Source organism: Enterococcus sp. AN402 (assembly GCF_040719405.1).
In the GTDB taxonomy this organism is placed as follows: Bacteria; Bacillota; Bacilli; order Lactobacillales; family Enterococcaceae; genus Enterococcus; species Enterococcus faecalis.
Genome location: NZ_JBFDTM010000004.1, coordinates 1,364,553 through 1,383,571, shown reverse-complemented (window position 1 = coordinate 1,383,571; position 19,019 = coordinate 1,364,553). Strand labels below are relative to the sequence as shown.

Sequence of the window (19,019 nt, the reverse complement as noted above, 5' to 3'; positions counted from 1 at the left end):
AAATTGTTCTTTAATTTTTGGAGAATTTCGGCTTATTTCCGAAGGAGTTGCTTCTGTTCCCGCCGTTTATTAGTTTTTGAGCGTGGAGCAAAAATCCAAAGTGATTTTTGTCCCACGCTCTTCTTTTTTTGCTCATTTTGAAACAGTAGAAATGGTTTCTCTTTCAATTAATGTGACAGGTACTTGAATGTCTTCTATGATTTGAATGTCTTGTTGCATCGTTTGTAATAACACTTCACCAGCTAGTTTTCCCATTTCTTTAAAGTCTTGCGCCATGGTTGTTAATGGCGGTTCGACAAATGCTGCTGCTTGAATATCGTCAAAACCAATAATCGATAATTCTTCAGGCACATGAATACCTAGGTTTTTACAGTTTCGTAAACAATGTAACGCGCTGAAGTCATTATCGCAGACCACGGCTGTGAGTTGGTGCGCCTCAAAATACTGTTTAAAGTTGTGTTCATCTAAGAGATTGGTTTCCGTGATTGCTGTATGGAACGCCAGATTGGCTTCTTTTAAAGCTTGGAGATAACCTAAATAACGTTGCCGAACGGATTGTAGGGCCGGACTTCCTGAAAGGATATATCCAATTTTTGTATGTCCTAAGCCAATTAAGCGTTCGGTTGCTGTTTTACCACCAGCAAAGTTGTCTGATTGAATGGTTGCAAAAGGTAAATCATGGATCTTTTTATCCAAGACAACGACTGGAAAATTCATCAAAGCCAACTCAAACAATAAGTCGAGGTAGTCATTACTAGTAGCAGCATAATAGACAAGCCCGGCAAACTCATTCACAATGTCCGCAGCATTTTTCTCTCTCAAAAAATTAGGCGAGGTCATAAAGACTTCTAAACCAGCTGCTTGAATAGTAGGGGCCAAACCGCTATAGAAATTTCCTACTGATAAATCGTCTGCAAAAGGCAATAAAAAAAGAACTTTATTTAAAGAGGTATGGAGAGGGTGCTTTGGTGCTTGAACAAAACTTCCTTTTCCTTGGTGACGTTGGATTACGCCTTGCGTTTCCAACTCAGTTAGCGCTCGTTTGGACGTAATTCTACTGACGTTAAACTGAGCCGATAATTCTTTTTCGGTAGGCACTTGCGCTCCAACAGGCAATCGCCCTGAATCAATTTCATTTTGTAAATAATCAATAATTTGTTGATATAATGGTTGCTTCATTCATTTCACCTCACAATAAGATATATCTTATTTATAGTTTACCATAAATTAATTGGTTTTAAAATGAAAAAAATGATTGAAATCACTAGACAAAGTGAAATGTAAACGCTATAATTCAATTGTAAAATGATATATCAAATTTAAGAGGTGACGAGAATGGTTTATACAGAAGTTCCAAAATCCGTAGCAACATTTATGGAGACAATTACAGAAAAATGCGGTGAAGCACATCAAGATTGGGCAAAAAACTTTCAGGCGGCCTTTGCCAATACTTTACTAACAACAGTGAAACGTCAAGAAGATGGTACTACCTTTTTATTAACAGGCGATATTCCAGCAATGTGGTTAAGAGACTCAACAGCACAAGTTCGTCCCTATTTAGTGATTGCGAAAGAAGACGAAGACCTTGCTCAAATGATTGCTGGTTTGGTTAAGCGCCAGTTTCGTTATATTTGCATTGATCCATATGCCAATGCGTTTAATGAAACAGATAATCATGCAGGCCATCAAACTGATAAGACCGAAATGAATGGCTGGATTTGGGAACGGAAATATGAAATTGATTCATTATGTTACCCGGTCCAATTAGCCTATTTACTTTATAAAAATACTGGGATGACCGAACAATTTAATTCAGATTTTGTGGAAGGCGTCAAAAAAATTCTCAACGTTTTTACAACAGAACAAGATCACGCACAGTCACCTTATTTATTTGAACGAGATACGTGGCGTCAAGAAGATACGTTGGTTGAAGCAGGGAAAGGAACACCAGTTGGCAAAACAGGGATGACATGGTCAGGCTTCCGTCCTAGTGATGATGCCTGCCAATATGGTTACTTAGTTCCTTCTAATATGTTTGCAGTCGTAATTTTAGGCTATATTCAAGAAATTTTCTCTGATGTTTTAGAAGATGCTACGATTGTGGCGATTGCTAAAAAATTACAAGAAGAGATTGAAGAAGGCATCCAAACATTTGGACGAACAAAAAATCAAAATAACGAAACGATTTATGCGTATGAAGTGGATGGCTTAGGCAATGCAAGCGTGATGGATGACAGTAATGTTCCCAATTTAGTAGCAGCCCCTTATCTGGGTTATTGTTCAACAGAGGATGAACAATATTTAACAACGCGTCAAACCTTATTAAGTAAAGAAAATCCTTACTTCTATGAAGGCAAATACGCGAAAGGGATTGGTAGCTCGCATACACCAGAAAATTACGTGTGGCCGATTGCTCTAGCAATGGAAGGAATGACAACCAAAGATAAAGCAGAAAAAGAACGAATTTTAGATTTATTGGTTGCCACAGATGCGGGGACTCATTTGATGCATGAAGGTTTTGACGTAGATAATCCTGAAAATTATACAAGAGAATGGTTTTCATGGGCTAATATGATGTTTTGTGAATTAGTTATGGATTATTTTGACATCCGAGTGGAAAAATAGGAGGAAAAGTGATGACAAAGAAAAAAGTCTATATTGTTTCCCATAGTCATTGGGATCGTGAATGGTATCTTCCTTATGAAGAACATCATATGCGCTTAATTGAATTAGTGGATAATGTATTAGATTTAATTGAAAATGATCCTGAGTTTAACAGTTTCCATTTAGATGGACAAACGATTATCTTAGACGACTATTTACAAGTTCGCCCAGAGAAAAAAGAAGCCGTGAAAAAAGCTGTCCAAGCAGGCAAACTAAAAATCGGACCATTTTATATTTTACAAGATGACTTTTTAATTAGCTCTGAATCCAATGTTCGAAACATGCTGATTGGGCATTTAGAAAGTCAAAAATGGGGAGCACCAGTTCAATTAGGTTACTTCCCGGATACATTTGGGAATATGGGTCAAACGCCTCAAATGATGCAATTAGCAAATCTGCCTGCGGCTGCGTTTGGACGCGGGGTGAAACCGATTGGCTTTGATAATCAAGTCTTAGAAAGCGACTATAGCTCACAATATTCTGAAATGTGGTGGGAAGGTCCTGACCAAACCAAAATTTTCGGCTTGCTTTTTGCGAACTGGTATAGTAACGGGAACGAAATTCCTTCAGAAAAAGAAGCGGCAATCGCTTTTTGGAAACAAAAATTGGCTGATGTGGAACGTTACGCTTCCACAAACCATTTATTGATGATGAATGGGGTCGACCACCAACCGGTACAAAGAGATATTACTAAGGCCATCGCTTTAGCCAATGAACTATTCCCAGAATATGAATTTATTCATTCCAATTTCGATGACTATTTGAAAGCTGTTCAAGAGGAGTTACCAGAAGATTTAGGAACAGTAACAGGCGAATTAACGAGTCAAGAAACGGATGGCTGGTACACATTAGCCAATACTTCTTCTGCTCGCGTCTATTTAAAACAGTGGAACACAAAAGTGCAACGCCAATTAGAAAATATCGCAGAACCTTTAGCAGCAATGGCTTACGAAGTAACTGGCGACTACCCACATGACCAATTTGATTATGCTTGGAAAACATTGCTTCAAAACCATCCGCACGATAGTATTTGTGGCTGTTCTGTCGACGAGGTTCACCGAGGCATGATGACTCGCTTTGAAAATGCCAATGATGTCGGGCATTTCTTAGCAGATGAAGCAACACGACAATTAACAGAAGCAATTGATACAAGTGTTTTCCCAGAAAAAGCGCACCCGTTTGTTTTATTTAATACTAGTGGCTATCAGAAAACGGAGGTTGTCACTGTGGAAGTGGAGATTGAACGATTGCCATTTTATACAGGAAAACCTGAAGATCTTTATCATGAATTAAAACAAAAAGCCACCCCAGATTATCAAGTGATTGATCCAACAGGACAAGCCGTTGCAAGCCGTATTGTCAAAGAAGATGTTCGTTTTGGTTACGATTTACCTAAAGATGCTTTCCGTCAACCGTACATGGCTAAATACTTAACGGTCGAATTATCTGTCAAAGAAATGGCGCCATTCTCTTGGGATAGCTTTGCATTGATTCAAGGAAAAACGAAAGCTTTTGAAGGAAGTCTTTTGGCTCAACCAGCAACAAATGAAATGGAAAACGAATTTATTCAAGTGAAAATTGAAAACAATGGTAGCTTAACCATTGCTGACAAAAAAACAGGAGAAACATTTTCAAAATTGTTAACATTTGAAGATACTGGCGACATTGGGAATGAATATATCTTTTTCAAACCGACTGAAGACCAAGGAATTACAACCGAAAATGTAACGGCTGAAATTACGAATAAAGAAAATTCCCCTGTAAAAGCAAGTTATCAAATTAAACAAACCGTCATGTTACCAGTTTCAGCAGATGAACGATTAGAAGAAGAACAAAAGGCTGTTCGTGAGTTTAGAGAACGCCAAGCACAACGTTCAACGACGCTTCGCCCGTTCGAAATAACGACAGTGGTTACAATGATCAAAGAAAGTAACCAATTGTTCTTTGAAACAACCATTAATAATCAAATCAAAGATCATCGTTTACGCGTGCTTTTCCCAACTGGCATGGTCACAGAAACACACGAAGCGGATAGTATTTATGAAGTCGTGACACGACCAAATCAAGTAAGCGACACATGGGAAAATCCAACAAACCCGCAGCACCAACAAGCGTTTGTGAATGTTCATGACCAAAACAAAGGCGTGACTATCTTCAATGAAGGCTTAAATGAGTATGAAGTCTTAGCAGATGGAACCATTGCGGTCACATTAATTCGTTGTGTTGGCGAACTAGGTGATTGGGGCTATTTTGCGACACCAGAAGCACAATGTCAAGGAGAATATACCTTTAAATATGGTTTGTCATTGCATGGAAAACCAGAAGAACGCTTTGCTACGTATCAACAAGCCTATAGTGCACAAATTCCTTTTACTGCAGCTACTACTGCGCGTCATGAAGGTAAACTAGCACCGAACCATGTCTACTTGACAACGGCAGAAGGACCAATTGGTTGGACAGCCGTTAAACGTCAAGAGCAAACAAATCATTTAGTCGTTCGTGGCTTTAATCTAACAGCGCAAAATATTCCTTGTGAACTTCACAAAGAGACACAACCAGCGACTTGTTTAACAAATGTATTAGAAGAACCGTTGACACCAGCGATAGAAGTTGATGCACCATTACGTCCGTTTGAAATTCGGACATGGCGTTTCGAAAAATAAATAAATAGGAGAACTTTGTTGAAAAGGACAAAGTTCTCCTATTTTCTTCTCTGCCGTTTTTTTGAGATATTTATAATAAAAATCTAGCGAAACAATGAGAAAATCATTCATTTTACGGTCAATTTGTGCTACTATAACGTCAACTGAAGGAGTGAAGCTAAATGGATTTAACCAATCGTTTTAATCGTCAAGTAAATAAAATTGCTGTTTCTTTAATTCGTCAATTTGACGAACAAGTCTCAGGAATTGAAGGTATTTTAAAATTAACACTAGGAGAGCCGGATTTTAACACACCTGAGCATGTCAAAAAAGCAGCCAAAGAAGCAATTGATGCGAATTTTTCTCATTATACAGGGATGTCTGGTTTGTTAGATGTCCGTGAAGCAGCCGCTTATTTTATGAAAGAAAAGTACCATTTGACTTACCAGCCTGCGACAGAAATTTTAGTAACAGTTGGAGCAACAGAAGCGATTTCAGCTTCGTTATTAGCAATTTTAGAACAAGGTGACAAAGTGCTATTGCCAGCACCTATTTACCCAGGGTATGAACCAATTATTACATTGGCGGGGGCGGAGCCGATATATTTGGATACACGAGACAACGATTTTGTCTTGACCCCTGAAATGATTGAAGCGGCAATGGCCGAGCATGGGGAACAAGTCAAAGCAATTATTTTAAATTATCCTAGCAACCCAACTGGTGTCACCTATAACCGCCAAGAGTTGCAAGCAATTGCTGATGTTCTAAAAAAATACGACATTTTTGTGATTAGTGATGAAATTTATAGTGAGTTAACTTATGATGAGAGTCATGTTTCGATTGCTGAAATGTTACGTGACCAAACGATTTTAATTAACGGTTTGTCGAAATCACATGCCATGACAGGCTGGCGGATTGGCTTTATTTTTGCACCAGCGATTTTAACAGCGGAGATTATTAAAGTTCATCAGTATTTAGTTACTGCGGCTGCAACAGTGTCTCAAAAAGCGGCTGTTCGTGCCTTAATCGAAGGAATGCATGATGCTGAAATTATGAAAGAAGAGTATCGGAAACGGCGCGATTTTGTTTATGAACAGATGACTCAATTGGGGTTTGAGGTTGCGCGTCCAAATGGCGCCTTTTATATTTTTGCTAAGATTCCTACTGGTTATGAACAAGATTCTATGAAATTTTGTATTGATTTAGCGCAAAAAGAAGCAGTAGCGTTGATTCCAGGTATTTCTTTTGGTCCAGAAGCAGAAGGATACGTCCGAATTAGTTATGCGTCCGATATGGATAAATTAACAACGGCCATGGAACGAATCGCACATTACATGGCGACCCAACGCGTAACGCACTAGCCTTTATAGATTCTTTACACACCTTTACCTTTTATTTACATTTAATTGAAACAGAATTAACAGAGTCTTGGTAGACTAAACTTGTAACTAATTGAAAAGGAAGTGCAAAGATGAAAAAACGTGTAATTGCAGCAACTATGCTGAGTCTAGGGTTATTATTAACTGGGTGCGGAGCTCAAGGAGGCACAACTGAAAAATCCAGCGAAGCGGATAGTAACAAACCAGTTAAAATTGTCGCTGTTGGTTCCACCGCTTTACAACCGTTAGTAGATGCTGCGAAAGATCAATTTACACAAGAACATCCCAATTATACAGTTTCTGTCCAAGGTGGCGGCAGCGGAACAGGACTTTCGCAAGTTGCGGATGGCGCAGTGACCATTGGAAATTCCGATGTGTTTGCCGAAGAGAAAGATGGCGTGGATGCCTCTAAATTAGTCGATCATCGGGTGGCCGTGGTCGGTATGGGACCAGTGGTCAACAAAGAAGTCGGCGTGAAGAATTTAACAAAGCAACAATTGATTGATGTCTTTACTGGCAAAGTCAAAAACTGGAAAGAAGTGGGCGGCAAAGATCAAGAAATCGTCGTAATAAACCGCGCAAACGGAAGTGGCACCCGAGCAACATTTGAAAAATGGGGCTTAGATGGAGCTAAACCAGTTCAATCACAAGAACAAGATTCTTCGGGAACAGTTCGTAAAATTGTTGAACAAACACCAGGAGCAATCAGCTATTTAGCTTTTTCTTATATGGATGATTCCACCGTTGCCTTAAGCATTGATGGTGTTGAACCAAAAGAAGAACACGTGAAAGACAATTCATGGAAAATCTGGTCTTATGAACATATGTATACAAAAGGGGAGCCTAATAAAGAAGTAAAAGCCTTCTTAGACTATATGGTCACCGATGATGTTCAAAAAACCATTGTCAAAGACTTAGGTTATTTAGCCATCACAGACATGCAAGTAGAACGTGATGTAAATGGAAAAGTAACTGAAAAATAAACAAAAAAACTCAGCCAATAAACAGGATTGGCTGAGTTTTTTAGGCTTCTTTTTTTGTTAAAGGCAAGGTGATTGTAAAAGTGGTCCCTAAGCCTAAGTGACTATCAATGACGATTTTACCGCCTAATAATTCTGTGTAATTTTGGACAATAGCTAGACCTAGACCGGTGCCACCAGAATGACGGCTACGTGCTTTATCGACACGATAGAACCGTTCAAAGATCCGTTCTTGGTCTTTTTGACTAATGCCAATGCCAGTATCTTGAACAGATAAACGTAATTGCTGATTTTCAATAGCATAAGAAATAGTAATCTGTCCATTTTCTTGGGAATACTGAATGGCATTTTCAATTAGATTCTTCACGATTGGATAAAACAATTCGTATTTGGTGAAAAATTGGCTCTCTGGCAGACCATGAACGACTGTTTTCAGCTGTTTTGCTGCCAATTGTTGCTGATAAGAACCGAGAATTTCTGTAATGAATTTTTCTAAAGTAATTTCTTGTTCTGCATAAGGAATTGTTGCGCTGCCCCGAGAAAGTTCTAAAATTTCTTGAATTAATTGTTGCAGACGCTGGGCATCTTTTTGCATGATGTGCAAAAATTGATCAAGGACTTCCGGATCTTCTTTGGCGCCATCTATGAGTGTCTCGGTAAAGCCCAAAAGAGAAGTGACAGGCGTTTTTAATTCATGAGACACATTTGATACAAAATCTTTTTGCATTTTTTCTAGTTGGCGAACGCGCGTTAAATCATAGGCAATTCCTAACACTTGATAATCATTGGCGCTTTGATCATCCAAGTAACGAAGAGAAAGATCTAAGCGTAAAGGTGTTGGTCCTTGTGTCACAGTAATTTCTTGATGTAAACTGTTTTTTTCAGCGACGACTTGATGGATTAAATGAATCAAATCGGCGTCTTGAATCACTTCAAGATAATTGCTTTGCATATTTTTAGCAGAGAGTCCTAACATTTCCTGCATTTTAGGGTTCAACAGACGAAGCCGTCCTTGCGTATCAATGATAAAGACACCAATCATCAGCTCATCTAAAAGTTCGTGAAATTGCTCATCCGCAGACGTATACGCTTTATACGTTTGACTTACTTGTTGACTCAGTAAGTTAATAGTTTCGTAAAGTTCATTCCATTCAGAAGATTGCTGGATAATGGATCGATTTTCATCTGGATGTTTAAGCATTCGTTTCAGAATCGGTAAGACAGTCACTAGCGGTTGATTTTTTTGCCGTAACAATAAAAAGATAAACAAGGTAATTAGTAGGAACAAGATGCCAAATGTAAAGATAATATAGCGACGAAAAGATTGGATATTTTTAGAAAATAGCGCAGTTTGTTCCGAAATCCGAATAATACCAACGATTTCTCCTGATTTTAAAACAGGCGTGGCAACGTACAGAAGTTCTTTATTTAACGTTTTACTCTTTCGTAAAGCTGAACCATAGGTAGCTCCTGATAGAACCGCAGCGATTTCAGGTCGTTTTTTGTGCGACTCTAGCGGTTCATTTTGGCTGCTGTCAAAAAAGACGGTACCATTTTTTTGCAACAAAGTTACTCGTTCTTCTGCATCATCTAACGCATGGGTGACAAGGAGTTGTTGTTGGTTTGTCAGTTGCCCTTTTTCGAAAACGGAAGGGGGCAACTGGTCTGTTAAAAGGGTATTTTTTCTTCTTAAATAGGTTTCTTGCTGAGCAACCATTTCTTTTTGAAAGAAAAAATTGGTCGCTGCAATACTCCCGACAAATAATAAAAGCATGACTGCCGCAACTAAAAAATATTCAATCCGCAGTCTCTTTTTCATCGTTTTGGCTCCTGAAAACGGTAGCCAAAGCCACGGACAGTTACTAAGTAAACGGGCCGTTTGGGATCGGGCTCGATTTTATCACGTAAATGACTAATGTGGACATCGACGATGCGACTTTGTCCAGCGAAGTCATATTGCCAAATTCGTTCCAACAAGGTTTCCCGATTAATGACCCGATCTTTGCGTTTCATAAAGTAAACGAGTAATTCAAATTCTTTCGGTGTTAGTTCAATGGGCTGATTGCGCACAAAGACTTCATAATTTTGTTCATCCACACGAATCTCGCCAATCACAAGCGGAGCTTTAGGTGTGTCCTCTTGAAGCGGTTCGGTCGTGGTAGGTTTTAAACGACGGAAAATAGCTTTCATGCGTGCTAGGACTTCTCTGGGACTAAAAGGTTTTGTTAAATAATCATCTGCTCCAATTTCTAAGCCGATGATTTTATCTACTTGTTCATCTTTGGCAGTTAAAATCAAAATAGGCGTGTCAATTTTTTCTCGACGAAGTGCCTTGGTAATTTCTAAGCCATCCATACCAGGAAGCATTACATCTAAAATTATAAAATCATATTGATTAGACAAAGCTAATTCGAAGCCGTTTTTACCATCTTCGGAAGTAGTCACCTGATAGCCTTCTTTTTCCAAATTAAAGGTTAACAAAGTTAAAATCGATGGTTCATCATCGACGACAAGAACTTTTTTCATTTACATAACTCCTTCAAGAAATTTCTGAAAATAAGTGTATATTTCACTATTGTTAGTTTAACATATTTTTAGAGGAAGAACGTACTTTAAAGTAAGCGAGAATGCTACTTTTGAGAAAAGTCAACTCATGGTATAATAGAGAAATGAAATGAGGAGAAGCGAATGATTGGTATTAGTAGTTGCTTAGGTGGGATTTGTTGCCGTTACGATGGAAAATCTCAAGAACAAGAAGCGTTAAAACAACTTGTAACTAATGGAAAAGCAATAATGATTTGTCCCGAAGTTTTAGGCGAATTGCCCATTCCACGTCCGCCAGCAGAAATCATTGGCGGGGATGGCTTTGATGTTTGGGCGAATACTGCTTATGTATATACGGATAACGGGGAAGATGTGACTGTGGCATTTAAAGCAGGGGCACAACGCGCGTATCAAAAATTAAAAGCCCAACAAATTACAACCTTGATTTTGAAAGAAAAAAGTCCCAGCTGTGGCAGCCAGCTGATTTATGATGGACAATTTTCTGGCATTAAAAAAGCTGGAGTTGGAGTCGCAACTGCTTATTTTATTCAACAAGGAATGACCGTTTATTCTGAAGAAACATGGCAACTTGCAGACATTTCTTTTTAAAAGGTAAAAACTTAGTAAAAAAAGATTGACTATTCCCTATGAAATCGGTAACCTATAAGGGATTGAAGATGGGAGCACGGCTCATGGAAATGGAAAAAACAAACCGCATGAATGCGTTATTTGAATTTTATTCGACATTATTAACGGAAAAGCAGATGAATTATATGGAGCTTTACTATGCTGATGACTTTTCTTTAGGAGAAATTGCGGAAGAATATGAGGTTAGTCGCCAAGCGGTTTATGATAACATTAAACGAACCGAAAAAATTTTAGAAGAATACGAAAAAAAGTTACATCTTTATTCAAACTATGTTGTACGGAAAGAATATCTTGAACAACTACAGCAGTATGTTCAAGAAACTTATCCCAAAGATAGTGAAATCAAAAAATATATTGAACAAATTCAAGAAATAGAGGAATGAAACTATGGCTTTTGAGAGTTTAACAAACCGCCTACAACAGGCAATGAGTAAAATCCGTCGTAAGGGAAAAGTTTCCGAAGCCGACGTAAAAGAAATGATGCGAGAAATCCGTTTGGCTTTATTAGAAGCCGACGTTAATTTACAAGTGGTCAAAGATTTCACAAAACGCGTCAGAGAACGGGCAGTAGGAGTTGAAGTATTAGAAAGCTTATCACCAGCCCAACAAATTGTGAAAATTGTTGATGAAGAATTAACGAAAACGTTAGGTTCAGAAACGGTTGAACTGAATAAATCTCCAAAAATCCCGACAGTGATTATGATGACAGGGTTACAAGGGGCTGGTAAAACAACTTTTACTGGTAAATTAGCCAAACACTTAATGAAAACTGAAAACGCTCGTCCGCTTTTAATCGCTGGTGACGTTTATCGTCCAGCAGCGATTGATCAGTTGAAGGTTTTAGGTCAACAATTAGAAGTTCCCGTTTTTGATATGGGAACCGATGCTAATCCAGTGGAAATTGTTCGTCAAGGGTTAGCGTTAGCAAAAGAAAAGAAAAATGATTATGTCTTAATTGATACGGCCGGCCGTTTACACATTGACGAAGCTTTAATGGACGAATTGAAACAAATTAAAGAGTTGGCTAATCCCAATGAAATTCTGTTAGTTGTTGATGCGATGACGGGGCAAGATGCTGTCAACGTTGCAGATAGTTTTAATGAACAGCTTGGAATTACTGGGGTTGTTATTACCAAAATGGACGGCGATACTCGTGGGGGGGCTGCGCTGTCAATTCGGGCAGTAACGGGGGCTCCGATTAAATTTGTCGGTTCTGGTGAAAAATTAACTGATTTAGAAATTTTCCATCCCGATCGTATGTCGAGTCGTATCCTAGGTATGGGGGACATGTTGACGCTAATTGAAAAAGCGCAACAAGATTACGATGAGAAAAAAGCAGAAGAACTTGCTCAAAAAATGAAAGAAAACAGTTTTGACTTTAACGATTTTATTGAGCAATTGGATCAAGTTATGGGCATGGGACCGATTGAAGACTTATTAAAAATGATCCCTGGAATGAGTAACATGCCTGGTATTGAAAATGTCAAAGTCGATCCAAAAGATGTGGCACGGAAACGGGCGATGGTCTTATCAATGACCCCTGCAGAACGTGAAAATCCTGATCTATTAAATCCTAGTCGCCGCCGCAGAATTGCAGCTGGTTCAGGAAATAGTGTGGTTGAAGTCAATCGTATGATTAAACAATTTAAAGAATCCAAAAAAATGATGCAACAAATGTCCAAAGGGGATATGAACATTCCTGGTATGGATCAAATGCTAGGTGGCGGCGTTAAAGGCAAGCTAGGTAAAATGGCCATGAATCGTATGATGAAGAAAAACAAAAAGAAGAAAAAGAAAAAAAGATAAACAGGCTTTAGTTAATTATCGTAAGAAACAGAAAGTGCGCCATCAGTCGAAGAGACTGATGGCGCACTTTCTGTTTAAGCGTAGTTTTGGATAATTGCGTTTAACGCTTCGGCAAAACCAGCGCCGTGTTGTTCATAATATGACGTAAATCGTTCATCGCCAACATACATAAGGCCTAACCCTTTGTGTGCTTCTGGCGAATAGCTTGACCAAGAGTACATTAACCAATCTTTGTGTAATTGGAAAATTTCTTGCGCAAGTTGGCTAGTTAACTTGGGTGATTTTTGATACATGGCTAACTTAGAAAATAAATCTTTTTCCACGTTCTGCATTGCTTGCATGTCTTTTTCCGTCAAGTTTAAATATTTTTTGTTGGCTTGTTCAATCGTTTCGTTGCCATATTTTTCCCGAATCTCTTTACCATATTTTTCTTCGTTTTCTTGAACTCGTTGTTGTTTGAATGCTTCGAATTTTTGCTGATCTGACATGTTTATCTCTCCTTTGTAATGGTGTAAGGTTTGTTGAACAGAGGCTAAAAGACGATCAATTTCATTGCGCTTTTCCAATAGTTTTTGTTGATGCTCGTATAAAGCCTGTTCAACATTAAAGTCAGGTTGCTCCAAAATTTCTTTAATTTCATCTAGTTTCAGATCCAATTCACGGTAAAAAAGAATTTGTTGCAAACGATTCACCTCGGCTTGCCCGTAAATTCGATAACCAGAAGAATTAATTCTGGCTGGTTGAAGAAGACCAATTTCATCATAATATCGTAACGTCCGTGCACTGACGCCAGATAGTGAAGCCATTTTTTTAATTGTATATTCCATCATTCATTCCTCCTGACAAAATCTATCATAAACCTTTACGTAACGAGAGGGTCAAGCAAAAAAATAAAAAAAGTGAGACAACCTGTAAAAAGTTACCTCACTTTTTCTCGATTGATTCAATTAGGCAGTTAAGCGATTAAAGAAATCCACGTAAGCATCTACAATTGATTGTAAGAAACCAACAGTGCCATCAATAATTTTACCATCTTCACCAATTAAGTTCGTAATGCCGCCAATATAGGCTTCAGGTTGTTGTAAAGTTGGAACATTTAAGAATACTAATGATTGTCTTAAATGATGGTTCGCACCAAATCCGCTAATTGCACCTGGTGAAACACTCACCACAAGTCCTGGTTTTTTATCCCAAACGCTTTCGCCATACGGACGTGAACCGACATCCAATGCATTTTTTAAAACAGCTGGTACTGAACGGTTATATTCTGGTGTTACAAACATCACACCATCTATTTGTTTGACTTCTTCACGGAATGTTGTCCAAGCTTCAGTGGGGGTTCCTTCATCATCCAAATCTTGATTGTATAATTCTAAATCACCAATGTTAATAAAAACAGGTTCGAAATCAGCTGGAAATAAGTCCGCCATTGTTTTTGCTACCAATTTGTTAAATGAATCTTTTCTTAAACTCCCTACAAAAATACCAATTTTTTTTGTCATGTAAATCCCTCCATTTTTCTTTTACTTACTTTATGATAGTACTTTTTCGAAAAAAGCGCAAACGTTTTATCCTTGTACATTGTTGAACTTCGTAACTTCACGTATAATAGCTAGTAAAAGGATGAGTAAAGGAGCAACTGCTTGAATAAAAAAATAAATTGGCGCCGACAATTAACACCGTCGGAGAAACAAACATTGACTGAATTAAGAAACAAGGAAATGATTAAACAAGGAACTTTTTATAAATTGGAACAAACATTTCCTGAGGAATCAGCTTATACTTATTATGGTTTATACAGGAAGGGACAAGCCATTCAAGCGTATATCGTAGAGTATTGTTTTGATGGGGAAACCTTGGAAGCGACGATTGTTGCGCCAAATGTAGGACCATTTTTTGAAGAACTTGTTCAAGAACTCGAAAAGCAAGCAGCTTTGTGGGGAATGAAAGAAGTCTTTCTCGTGATGGAAGACAAGCAATCTGTTGGCCTGAATTATTTTAATAGACAAGGAATTGTGCCAGCTTTTTCAGAACAGTATCTGGTTTTTCAAAGAGAAACATACTCACAGGAGTTGGCGAAGCTGACACTTCTCCGACCGCAAGTGGCTGATTTGGATTCCTTGGCTAGGTTACTAGAAGGTACGCCTTTGCCGGAGGACCTTCAACGAACACTTATTTATAAAGAAAACAATCAACTTTTAGCCACGCTACGTTTGGATCATTTTGAAAACGAATGGGGGATTTATGGCTTTGTTGTGACAAAAACGCAACGAGGTCGCGGTCTTGGCCGTCAAGTGTTACAGTCTGCGCTCCGAATGATTTTAGAAAATTCAGCTTCAGCGACTATTTTTTTAGAAGTTGAAACAGAAAATCAAGCAGCGCTTCATCTCTATCAAACAGAAGGCTTTCAAGTGAGAAACCAGTACAACTATTATCAAATTTTGTGAAAATTCTTCATTATTTCGTTTGTTTTCCTGCAAATTGGCTAAAAAAATTGAAAAAAAGTAAAGGTGTCAAGAAAAAACTCTTTACAGGTTGTTGTTAATCTGTTAAACTAACTCTTGTGATTAAGTTAATGGAGGTGTATTTAATAATGGCAGTTAAAATTCGTTTAAAACGTATGGGTTCTAAAAAGAGTCCTTTTTACCGTATTGTAGTAGCTGATTCTCGTTCTCCTCGTGATGGACGTTTCATCGAAACTGTAGGTACTTACAACCCTTTGAAAGACCCTGCAGAAGTAGTTTTAAAAGAAGATTTAGTTTTAGATTGGTTATCTAAAGGTGCGCAACCTTCTGATACAGTTCGTAACATCCTTTCAAAAGAAGGCGTTATGAAAAAACATCATGAAGCTAAAAACGTTAAGAAATAAGGTGATTGAATATGGCAGATGTGAAAGAGTTAATTTTAACTATTGTCCGTCCGTTAGTCAGTCAACCTGAAGCAGTCTCATTAGAAATTGAGGAATCAACTGATTTCCTCGAGTATAATTTGACTGTGGCCAAAGAAGATATTGGACGTATCATTGGTAAACAAGGGCGTGTTGCAAAAGCAATTCGGACAATTGTTTATAGTGTACGTATCGATGGTCCGAAAAAGGTCCGTTTAAATATTCTTGATGGTAAATAAGCATTAACAAGGAGGTAGCCTAGCTATCTTCTTTTTTTATACATAACCAAAAAGTTTTCATTGCTAGAGACAGGCCTTTCTTGCTAAAATAGATGTATCCAGAATAAAGGAGCGATTTGTATGGCAAAACGAATTATCATTATGAACTTTGATATTGAAAGTAAATCGTACCAAGCATTTTCCGAAATAAAAAAGATGCAGGCAGAAAGACAGCTTAAAGGTGAGCAAATGGCGGTTGTTACGCATGTTAATGATGGCCAGCATCAATTTAAAATCAATGATTTTATCGATTTTACAGGCAACAATCATACATCAAAAGATAGCATGATTGGGATGCTAGTAGGCATATTAGGTGGTCCTCTGGGCATTCTTTTTGGCTGGTTTGCTGGAAGTATGTATGGTGCAAGCAAAGACGCCAAAGAAATTCAAGAAGCCCAAACGGTTTTTGAACATGTGATTCAAAAGATTGATGAAGGACAAACGGGATTGTTATTAATTGCAGAAGAAGAAGACAACCGTCCGCTCAACCAATTGGTTATGTTTGACTTAGGTGGCGAAATCACGCGGCTTGATTTAGAGGAAGTCCAACAAGAAATTAACGATGCGAACGAAGTTGCAAATGAAGCGAAACAATCGTGGCAAGCAAAAAAAGAACAACATAAAGAAGCGACATCGAAAGAAGAATAAGGATCAAAGACTGTTTTCTGAATAAAGGGAAACAGTCTTTTAAAATACTAAGAAATCACGGTTTTTTATGGTAGTTTGCTAATTTTTTGTTATTTTATCGTAAAATACGGTAAACTAAGAAGAAAACTTTGAGAAAATAGATAAATTATTATTTGCTAAAGGAGCAAACTTCTTCTAAAATAAAAAGGAAGTTTAAAAGAAAGTATGGTAGCAGATGGAAATACAATTTTTAGGAACAGGCGCTGGTGTGCCAGCAAAACATCGCAATGTCACAGGGATTGCGTTGAAATTATTAGATGAACGAAATTCAGTTTGGCTCTTCGATTGTGGGGAAGGGACTCAATTGCAAATTTTAAAAAGTAGTATTCGCCCAAGAAAAATTGAAAAGATTTTTATTACACATTTACATGGGGATCATATTTTTGGTTTACCTGGTTTGTTAAGTAGTCGTTCTTTTCAGGGCGGGACAGAACCTTTAGAAATCTATGGACCAGTTGGGATTGCTGATTTTGTTAAAACTTCTTTACGAGTCTCACAATCGCGGTTGTCCTATCCACTGAAATTTATTGAATTAACGAAAGAAAATGACGTTATTTTTAAAGATAAACAATTCACTGTTCGCTGTAATATCTTGGACCATGGCATCACGAGCTTTGGCTATCGAATTGAGGAAGCAGCGCATGAAGGAGAATTACAAGTAGAGAAACTTCAAGCTTTAGGGATTCCTTCTGGGCCATTGTATGGCAAACTCAAACGTGGTGAAACGATCGTTTTTGATGGACAGGAAATTAATGGACAAGCGTTTGTGGGAGAACGTAAACCCGGACGAATCGTGACGATTTTAGGAGACACTCGCAAAACCAAAAATAGTGTAACTTTAGCACGACGAGCGGATGTTTTAGTCCATGAAAGTACGTTTAATAAACACGAAGCAAAAATGGCAAAAGCCTACTTCCACTCAACCAGTCAACAAGCAGCTGAAGTTGCAAAAGAAGCGCAAGTAAAACAACTTATCTTAACGCATATTAGTGCCCGTTATTTAACCAAAGAGGCCTATCAGCTTCAAGAAGAAGCCCAAGAAATTTTCCCCAATACAAAAATCGTAAAAGATATGGATATCATTGAGATTCCATTTGCCAATGAAGGAGGAGCTTAGATGGATTTAACAAATAAAGTCGTTGTCGTAACTGGAGGTTCAGCTGGTTTAGGTGAACAAATTTGTTATGAAGCAGCTAAACAAGGGGCAGTCGTCGTTGTCTGCGCCCGCAGAATTAATTTGATTGGTAAAGTTCGCGAGCAGTGTGCCGCTTTAAGCGGACGAGAAGCATTTTCTTATCAATTAGATATTGCCGATCCAGAAAGTGTTGAACGTGTGGTTGAAGCTATTTCAGCAGAAGTTGGTCCTATAGATGTTTTAGTCAACAATGCTGGTTTTGGCTTGTTTGAAAATTTTGTTGAAATTGACTTGGCTGTTGCACGCCAAATGTTTGATGTCAACGTTTTAGGAATGATGACGTTTACTCAAAAAGTAGCTATTAAAATGATTGAAGCTGGGCAAGGACATATTATCAACGTTGCTTCAATGGCTGGGAAGATGGCTACAGCTAAATCAACCGTTTATTCTGCAACGAAATTTGCTGTGTTAGGTTTTTCAAATGCTTTACGTTTAGAATTGAAACCGTTGGGTGTAGCAGTAACGACTGTCAATCCAGGACCAATCCAAACAGAATTCTTTGATAAAGCGGACCCGACAGGCACTTATCTAGCTGCGGTGGATAAAATTGTTTTAGACCCTACGAAATTAGCGAAAGAAGTGGTTGGGAGTATGGGGACTTCTCGACGTGAGATTAATCGTCCGTTTGTCATGGAAGCGGCTGCCCGCTTTTATACATTGTTTCCACATTTAGGAGATTTCATAGCGGGAAATATTTTAAATAAAAAATAAAGGAGTCGATCAAGTCATGAAAAATCAATGGCGTGTTATTTTGGGCCTTGTGTTGGTCTTAATTGTTGTTATTTTTGCTGTTTTAAATAATCAAGCTGTTCCAGTAAACTTTGGTTTTACTAAAATTAGTGGACCGTTAATCTTAATTATTTTAGGTTCTGCAATTATTGGCGCACTAGTTGGATTACTAACCTCCACAACCACCATTTGGAACCAACGTAAGGAATTAAAAGCTGTACAAAAAGAGTTGGATATTTATAAAAATGATATGGATAAATTAGTCAAAGAAGAAACGGAAAAAGTTCAACGTTCTTTTGATAATCAATTGGCTGATTTGCAAGCCAAACAAGCGGCAGCACCACAAGTCGCAGAACCAGTGGTCAACGAACAAACATCAAACACAGAAGTAGACGCAACGCCTGTGTCAGGTAGTCGTATTGATCGTTATGTGAAACCTCGTGTGAATGAAGAGGAACAAAAATAAGGAAGAGACTTTATCGCTAAGTTTCTTTTAAAATAAAACTGTGATATCTGCTATTTATCTAACAGATATCACAGTTTTTTTCTCAGATTTAAAAAAATGCTTTCTTTAGTTTTT

At 38.1% G+C, this 19,019-nt stretch carries 19 protein-coding genes; 14 read left to right on the top strand and 5 right to left on the bottom strand.

Annotated elements, in window-relative coordinates; all coding sequences use genetic code 11:
• Positions 1-132: 132 nt before the first annotated feature.
• Positions 133-1,179, bottom strand: coding sequence for a GntR family transcriptional regulator (locus tag AB1I62_RS08100; protein WP_002360181.1), 1,047 nt, complete (start codon positions 1,177-1,179; stop codon positions 133-135).
• 156 nt (positions 1,180-1,335) lie between these two features.
• Here AB1I62_RS08100 and AB1I62_RS08095 point away from each other — a divergent pair, with 156 nt between their 5' ends.
• The 4 genes from AB1I62_RS08095 (at position 1,336) to AB1I62_RS08080 (ending at position 7,668) form a co-directional block, all read left to right on the top strand.
• On the top strand, positions 1,336-2,625 hold the full coding sequence (locus AB1I62_RS08095) for a glycoside hydrolase family 125 protein (protein ID WP_002357422.1): 1,290 nt from the start codon (positions 1,336-1,338) through the stop codon (positions 2,623-2,625).
• A gap of 11 nt (positions 2,626-2,636) precedes the next feature.
• Positions 2,637-5,327, top strand: coding sequence for an alpha-mannosidase (locus AB1I62_RS08090; protein ID WP_048736873.1), 2,691 nt, complete (start codon positions 2,637-2,639; stop codon positions 5,325-5,327).
• Between the two features lie 161 nt (positions 5,328-5,488).
• Positions 5,489-6,667, top strand: a complete 1,179-nt coding sequence (locus AB1I62_RS08085) for a pyridoxal phosphate-dependent aminotransferase (protein ID WP_048736870.1) — start codon at positions 5,489-5,491, stop codon at positions 6,665-6,667.
• 110 nt (positions 6,668-6,777) lie between these two features.
• Positions 6,778-7,668 (top strand): phosphate ABC transporter substrate-binding protein PstS family protein, encoded by an 891-nt coding sequence (locus AB1I62_RS08080; RefSeq protein ID WP_002357425.1) that lies wholly within the window; start codon positions 6,778-6,780, stop codon positions 7,666-7,668.
• Between the two features lie 40 nt (positions 7,669-7,708).
• Here AB1I62_RS08080 and pnpS read toward each other — a convergent pair whose 3' ends face one another.
• Both pnpS and AB1I62_RS08070 read right to left on the bottom strand, forming a co-directional pair.
• Positions 7,709-9,484 carry a two-component system histidine kinase PnpS gene (gene pnpS / locus AB1I62_RS08075; RefSeq protein WP_048736868.1) on the bottom strand — a complete coding sequence of 592 codons (1,776 nt, stop codon included), beginning with the start codon at positions 9,482-9,484 and terminating at the stop codon, positions 7,709-7,711.
• Positions 9,481-10,191, bottom strand: coding sequence for a response regulator transcription factor (locus AB1I62_RS08070; RefSeq protein ID WP_002360193.1), 711 nt, complete (start codon positions 10,189-10,191; stop codon positions 9,481-9,483). The genes pnpS and AB1I62_RS08070 overlap by 4 nt, the downstream gene beginning before the upstream one ends.
• A gap of 162 nt (positions 10,192-10,353) precedes the next feature.
• On the opposite strand from AB1I62_RS08070, the gene AB1I62_RS08065 reads away from it, so the two are divergent.
• The 3 genes from AB1I62_RS08065 to ffh all read left to right on the top strand — a co-directional run bounded on the left by AB1I62_RS08065 (position 10,354) and on the right by ffh (position 12,663).
• The gene (locus AB1I62_RS08065; protein WP_010824689.1) at positions 10,354-10,818 is read left to right on the top strand and encodes a DUF523 domain-containing protein; all 465 of its coding nucleotides are present in this window, start codon (positions 10,354-10,356) and stop codon (positions 10,816-10,818) included.
• Between the two features lie 83 nt (positions 10,819-10,901).
• Positions 10,902-11,240 carry a putative DNA-binding protein gene (locus AB1I62_RS08060; RefSeq protein ID WP_002357429.1) on the top strand — a complete coding sequence of 113 codons (339 nt, stop codon included), beginning with the start codon at positions 10,902-10,904 and terminating at the stop codon, positions 11,238-11,240.
• A gap of 4 nt (positions 11,241-11,244) precedes the next feature.
• Positions 11,245-12,663 (top strand): signal recognition particle protein, encoded by a 1,419-nt coding sequence (ffh, locus tag AB1I62_RS08055; protein WP_002360194.1) that lies wholly within the window; start codon positions 11,245-11,247, stop codon positions 12,661-12,663.
• A gap of 74 nt (positions 12,664-12,737) precedes the next feature.
• Here ffh and AB1I62_RS08050 read toward each other — a convergent pair whose 3' ends face one another.
• Both AB1I62_RS08050 and AB1I62_RS08045 read right to left on the bottom strand, forming a co-directional pair.
• On the bottom strand, positions 12,738-13,493 hold the full coding sequence (locus AB1I62_RS08050) for a MerR family transcriptional regulator (RefSeq protein WP_002377293.1): 756 nt from the start codon (positions 13,491-13,493) through the stop codon (positions 12,738-12,740).
• Positions 13,494-13,610: 117 nt separating this feature from the next.
• Positions 13,611-14,165 (bottom strand): NADPH-dependent FMN reductase, encoded by a 555-nt coding sequence (locus tag AB1I62_RS08045; RefSeq protein ID WP_048736862.1) that lies wholly within the window; start codon positions 14,163-14,165, stop codon positions 13,611-13,613.
• Positions 14,166-14,306: 141 nt separating this feature from the next.
• Here AB1I62_RS08045 and AB1I62_RS08040 point away from each other — a divergent pair, with 141 nt between their 5' ends.
• The 7 genes from AB1I62_RS08040 (at position 14,307) to AB1I62_RS08010 (ending at position 18,905) form a co-directional block, all read left to right on the top strand.
• Positions 14,307-15,110, top strand: coding sequence for an N-acetyltransferase (locus tag AB1I62_RS08040; RefSeq protein ID WP_048736860.1), 804 nt, complete (start codon positions 14,307-14,309; stop codon positions 15,108-15,110).
• A gap of 146 nt (positions 15,111-15,256) precedes the next feature.
• The gene (gene rpsP / locus AB1I62_RS08035) at positions 15,257-15,532 is read left to right on the top strand and encodes a 30S ribosomal protein S16 (RefSeq protein WP_002357434.1); all 276 of its coding nucleotides are present in this window, start codon (positions 15,257-15,259) and stop codon (positions 15,530-15,532) included.
• 11 nt (positions 15,533-15,543) lie between these two features.
• Positions 15,544-15,789, top strand: a complete 246-nt coding sequence (locus AB1I62_RS08030) for a KH domain-containing protein (RefSeq protein WP_002357435.1) — start codon at positions 15,544-15,546, stop codon at positions 15,787-15,789.
• Between the two features lie 120 nt (positions 15,790-15,909).
• Positions 15,910-16,476 (top strand): hypothetical protein, encoded by a 567-nt coding sequence (locus tag AB1I62_RS08025; protein WP_002357436.1) that lies wholly within the window; start codon positions 15,910-15,912, stop codon positions 16,474-16,476.
• 214 nt (positions 16,477-16,690) lie between these two features.
• Positions 16,691-17,632: a ribonuclease Z gene (gene rnz, locus AB1I62_RS08020; protein ID WP_048736858.1), complete on the top strand. Its 942-nt coding sequence runs from the start codon at positions 16,691-16,693 to the stop codon at positions 17,630-17,632.
• Entirely contained in the window at positions 17,633-18,421 is a 789-nt protein-coding gene (locus AB1I62_RS08015) for an SDR family oxidoreductase (protein WP_002364028.1), read from the top strand.
• 16 nt (positions 18,422-18,437) lie between these two features.
• Entirely contained in the window at positions 18,438-18,905 is a 468-nt protein-coding gene (locus tag AB1I62_RS08010; RefSeq protein WP_002357439.1) for a lipopolysaccharide assembly LapA domain-containing protein, read from the top strand.
• Positions 18,906-19,019: the final 114 nt, after the last annotated feature.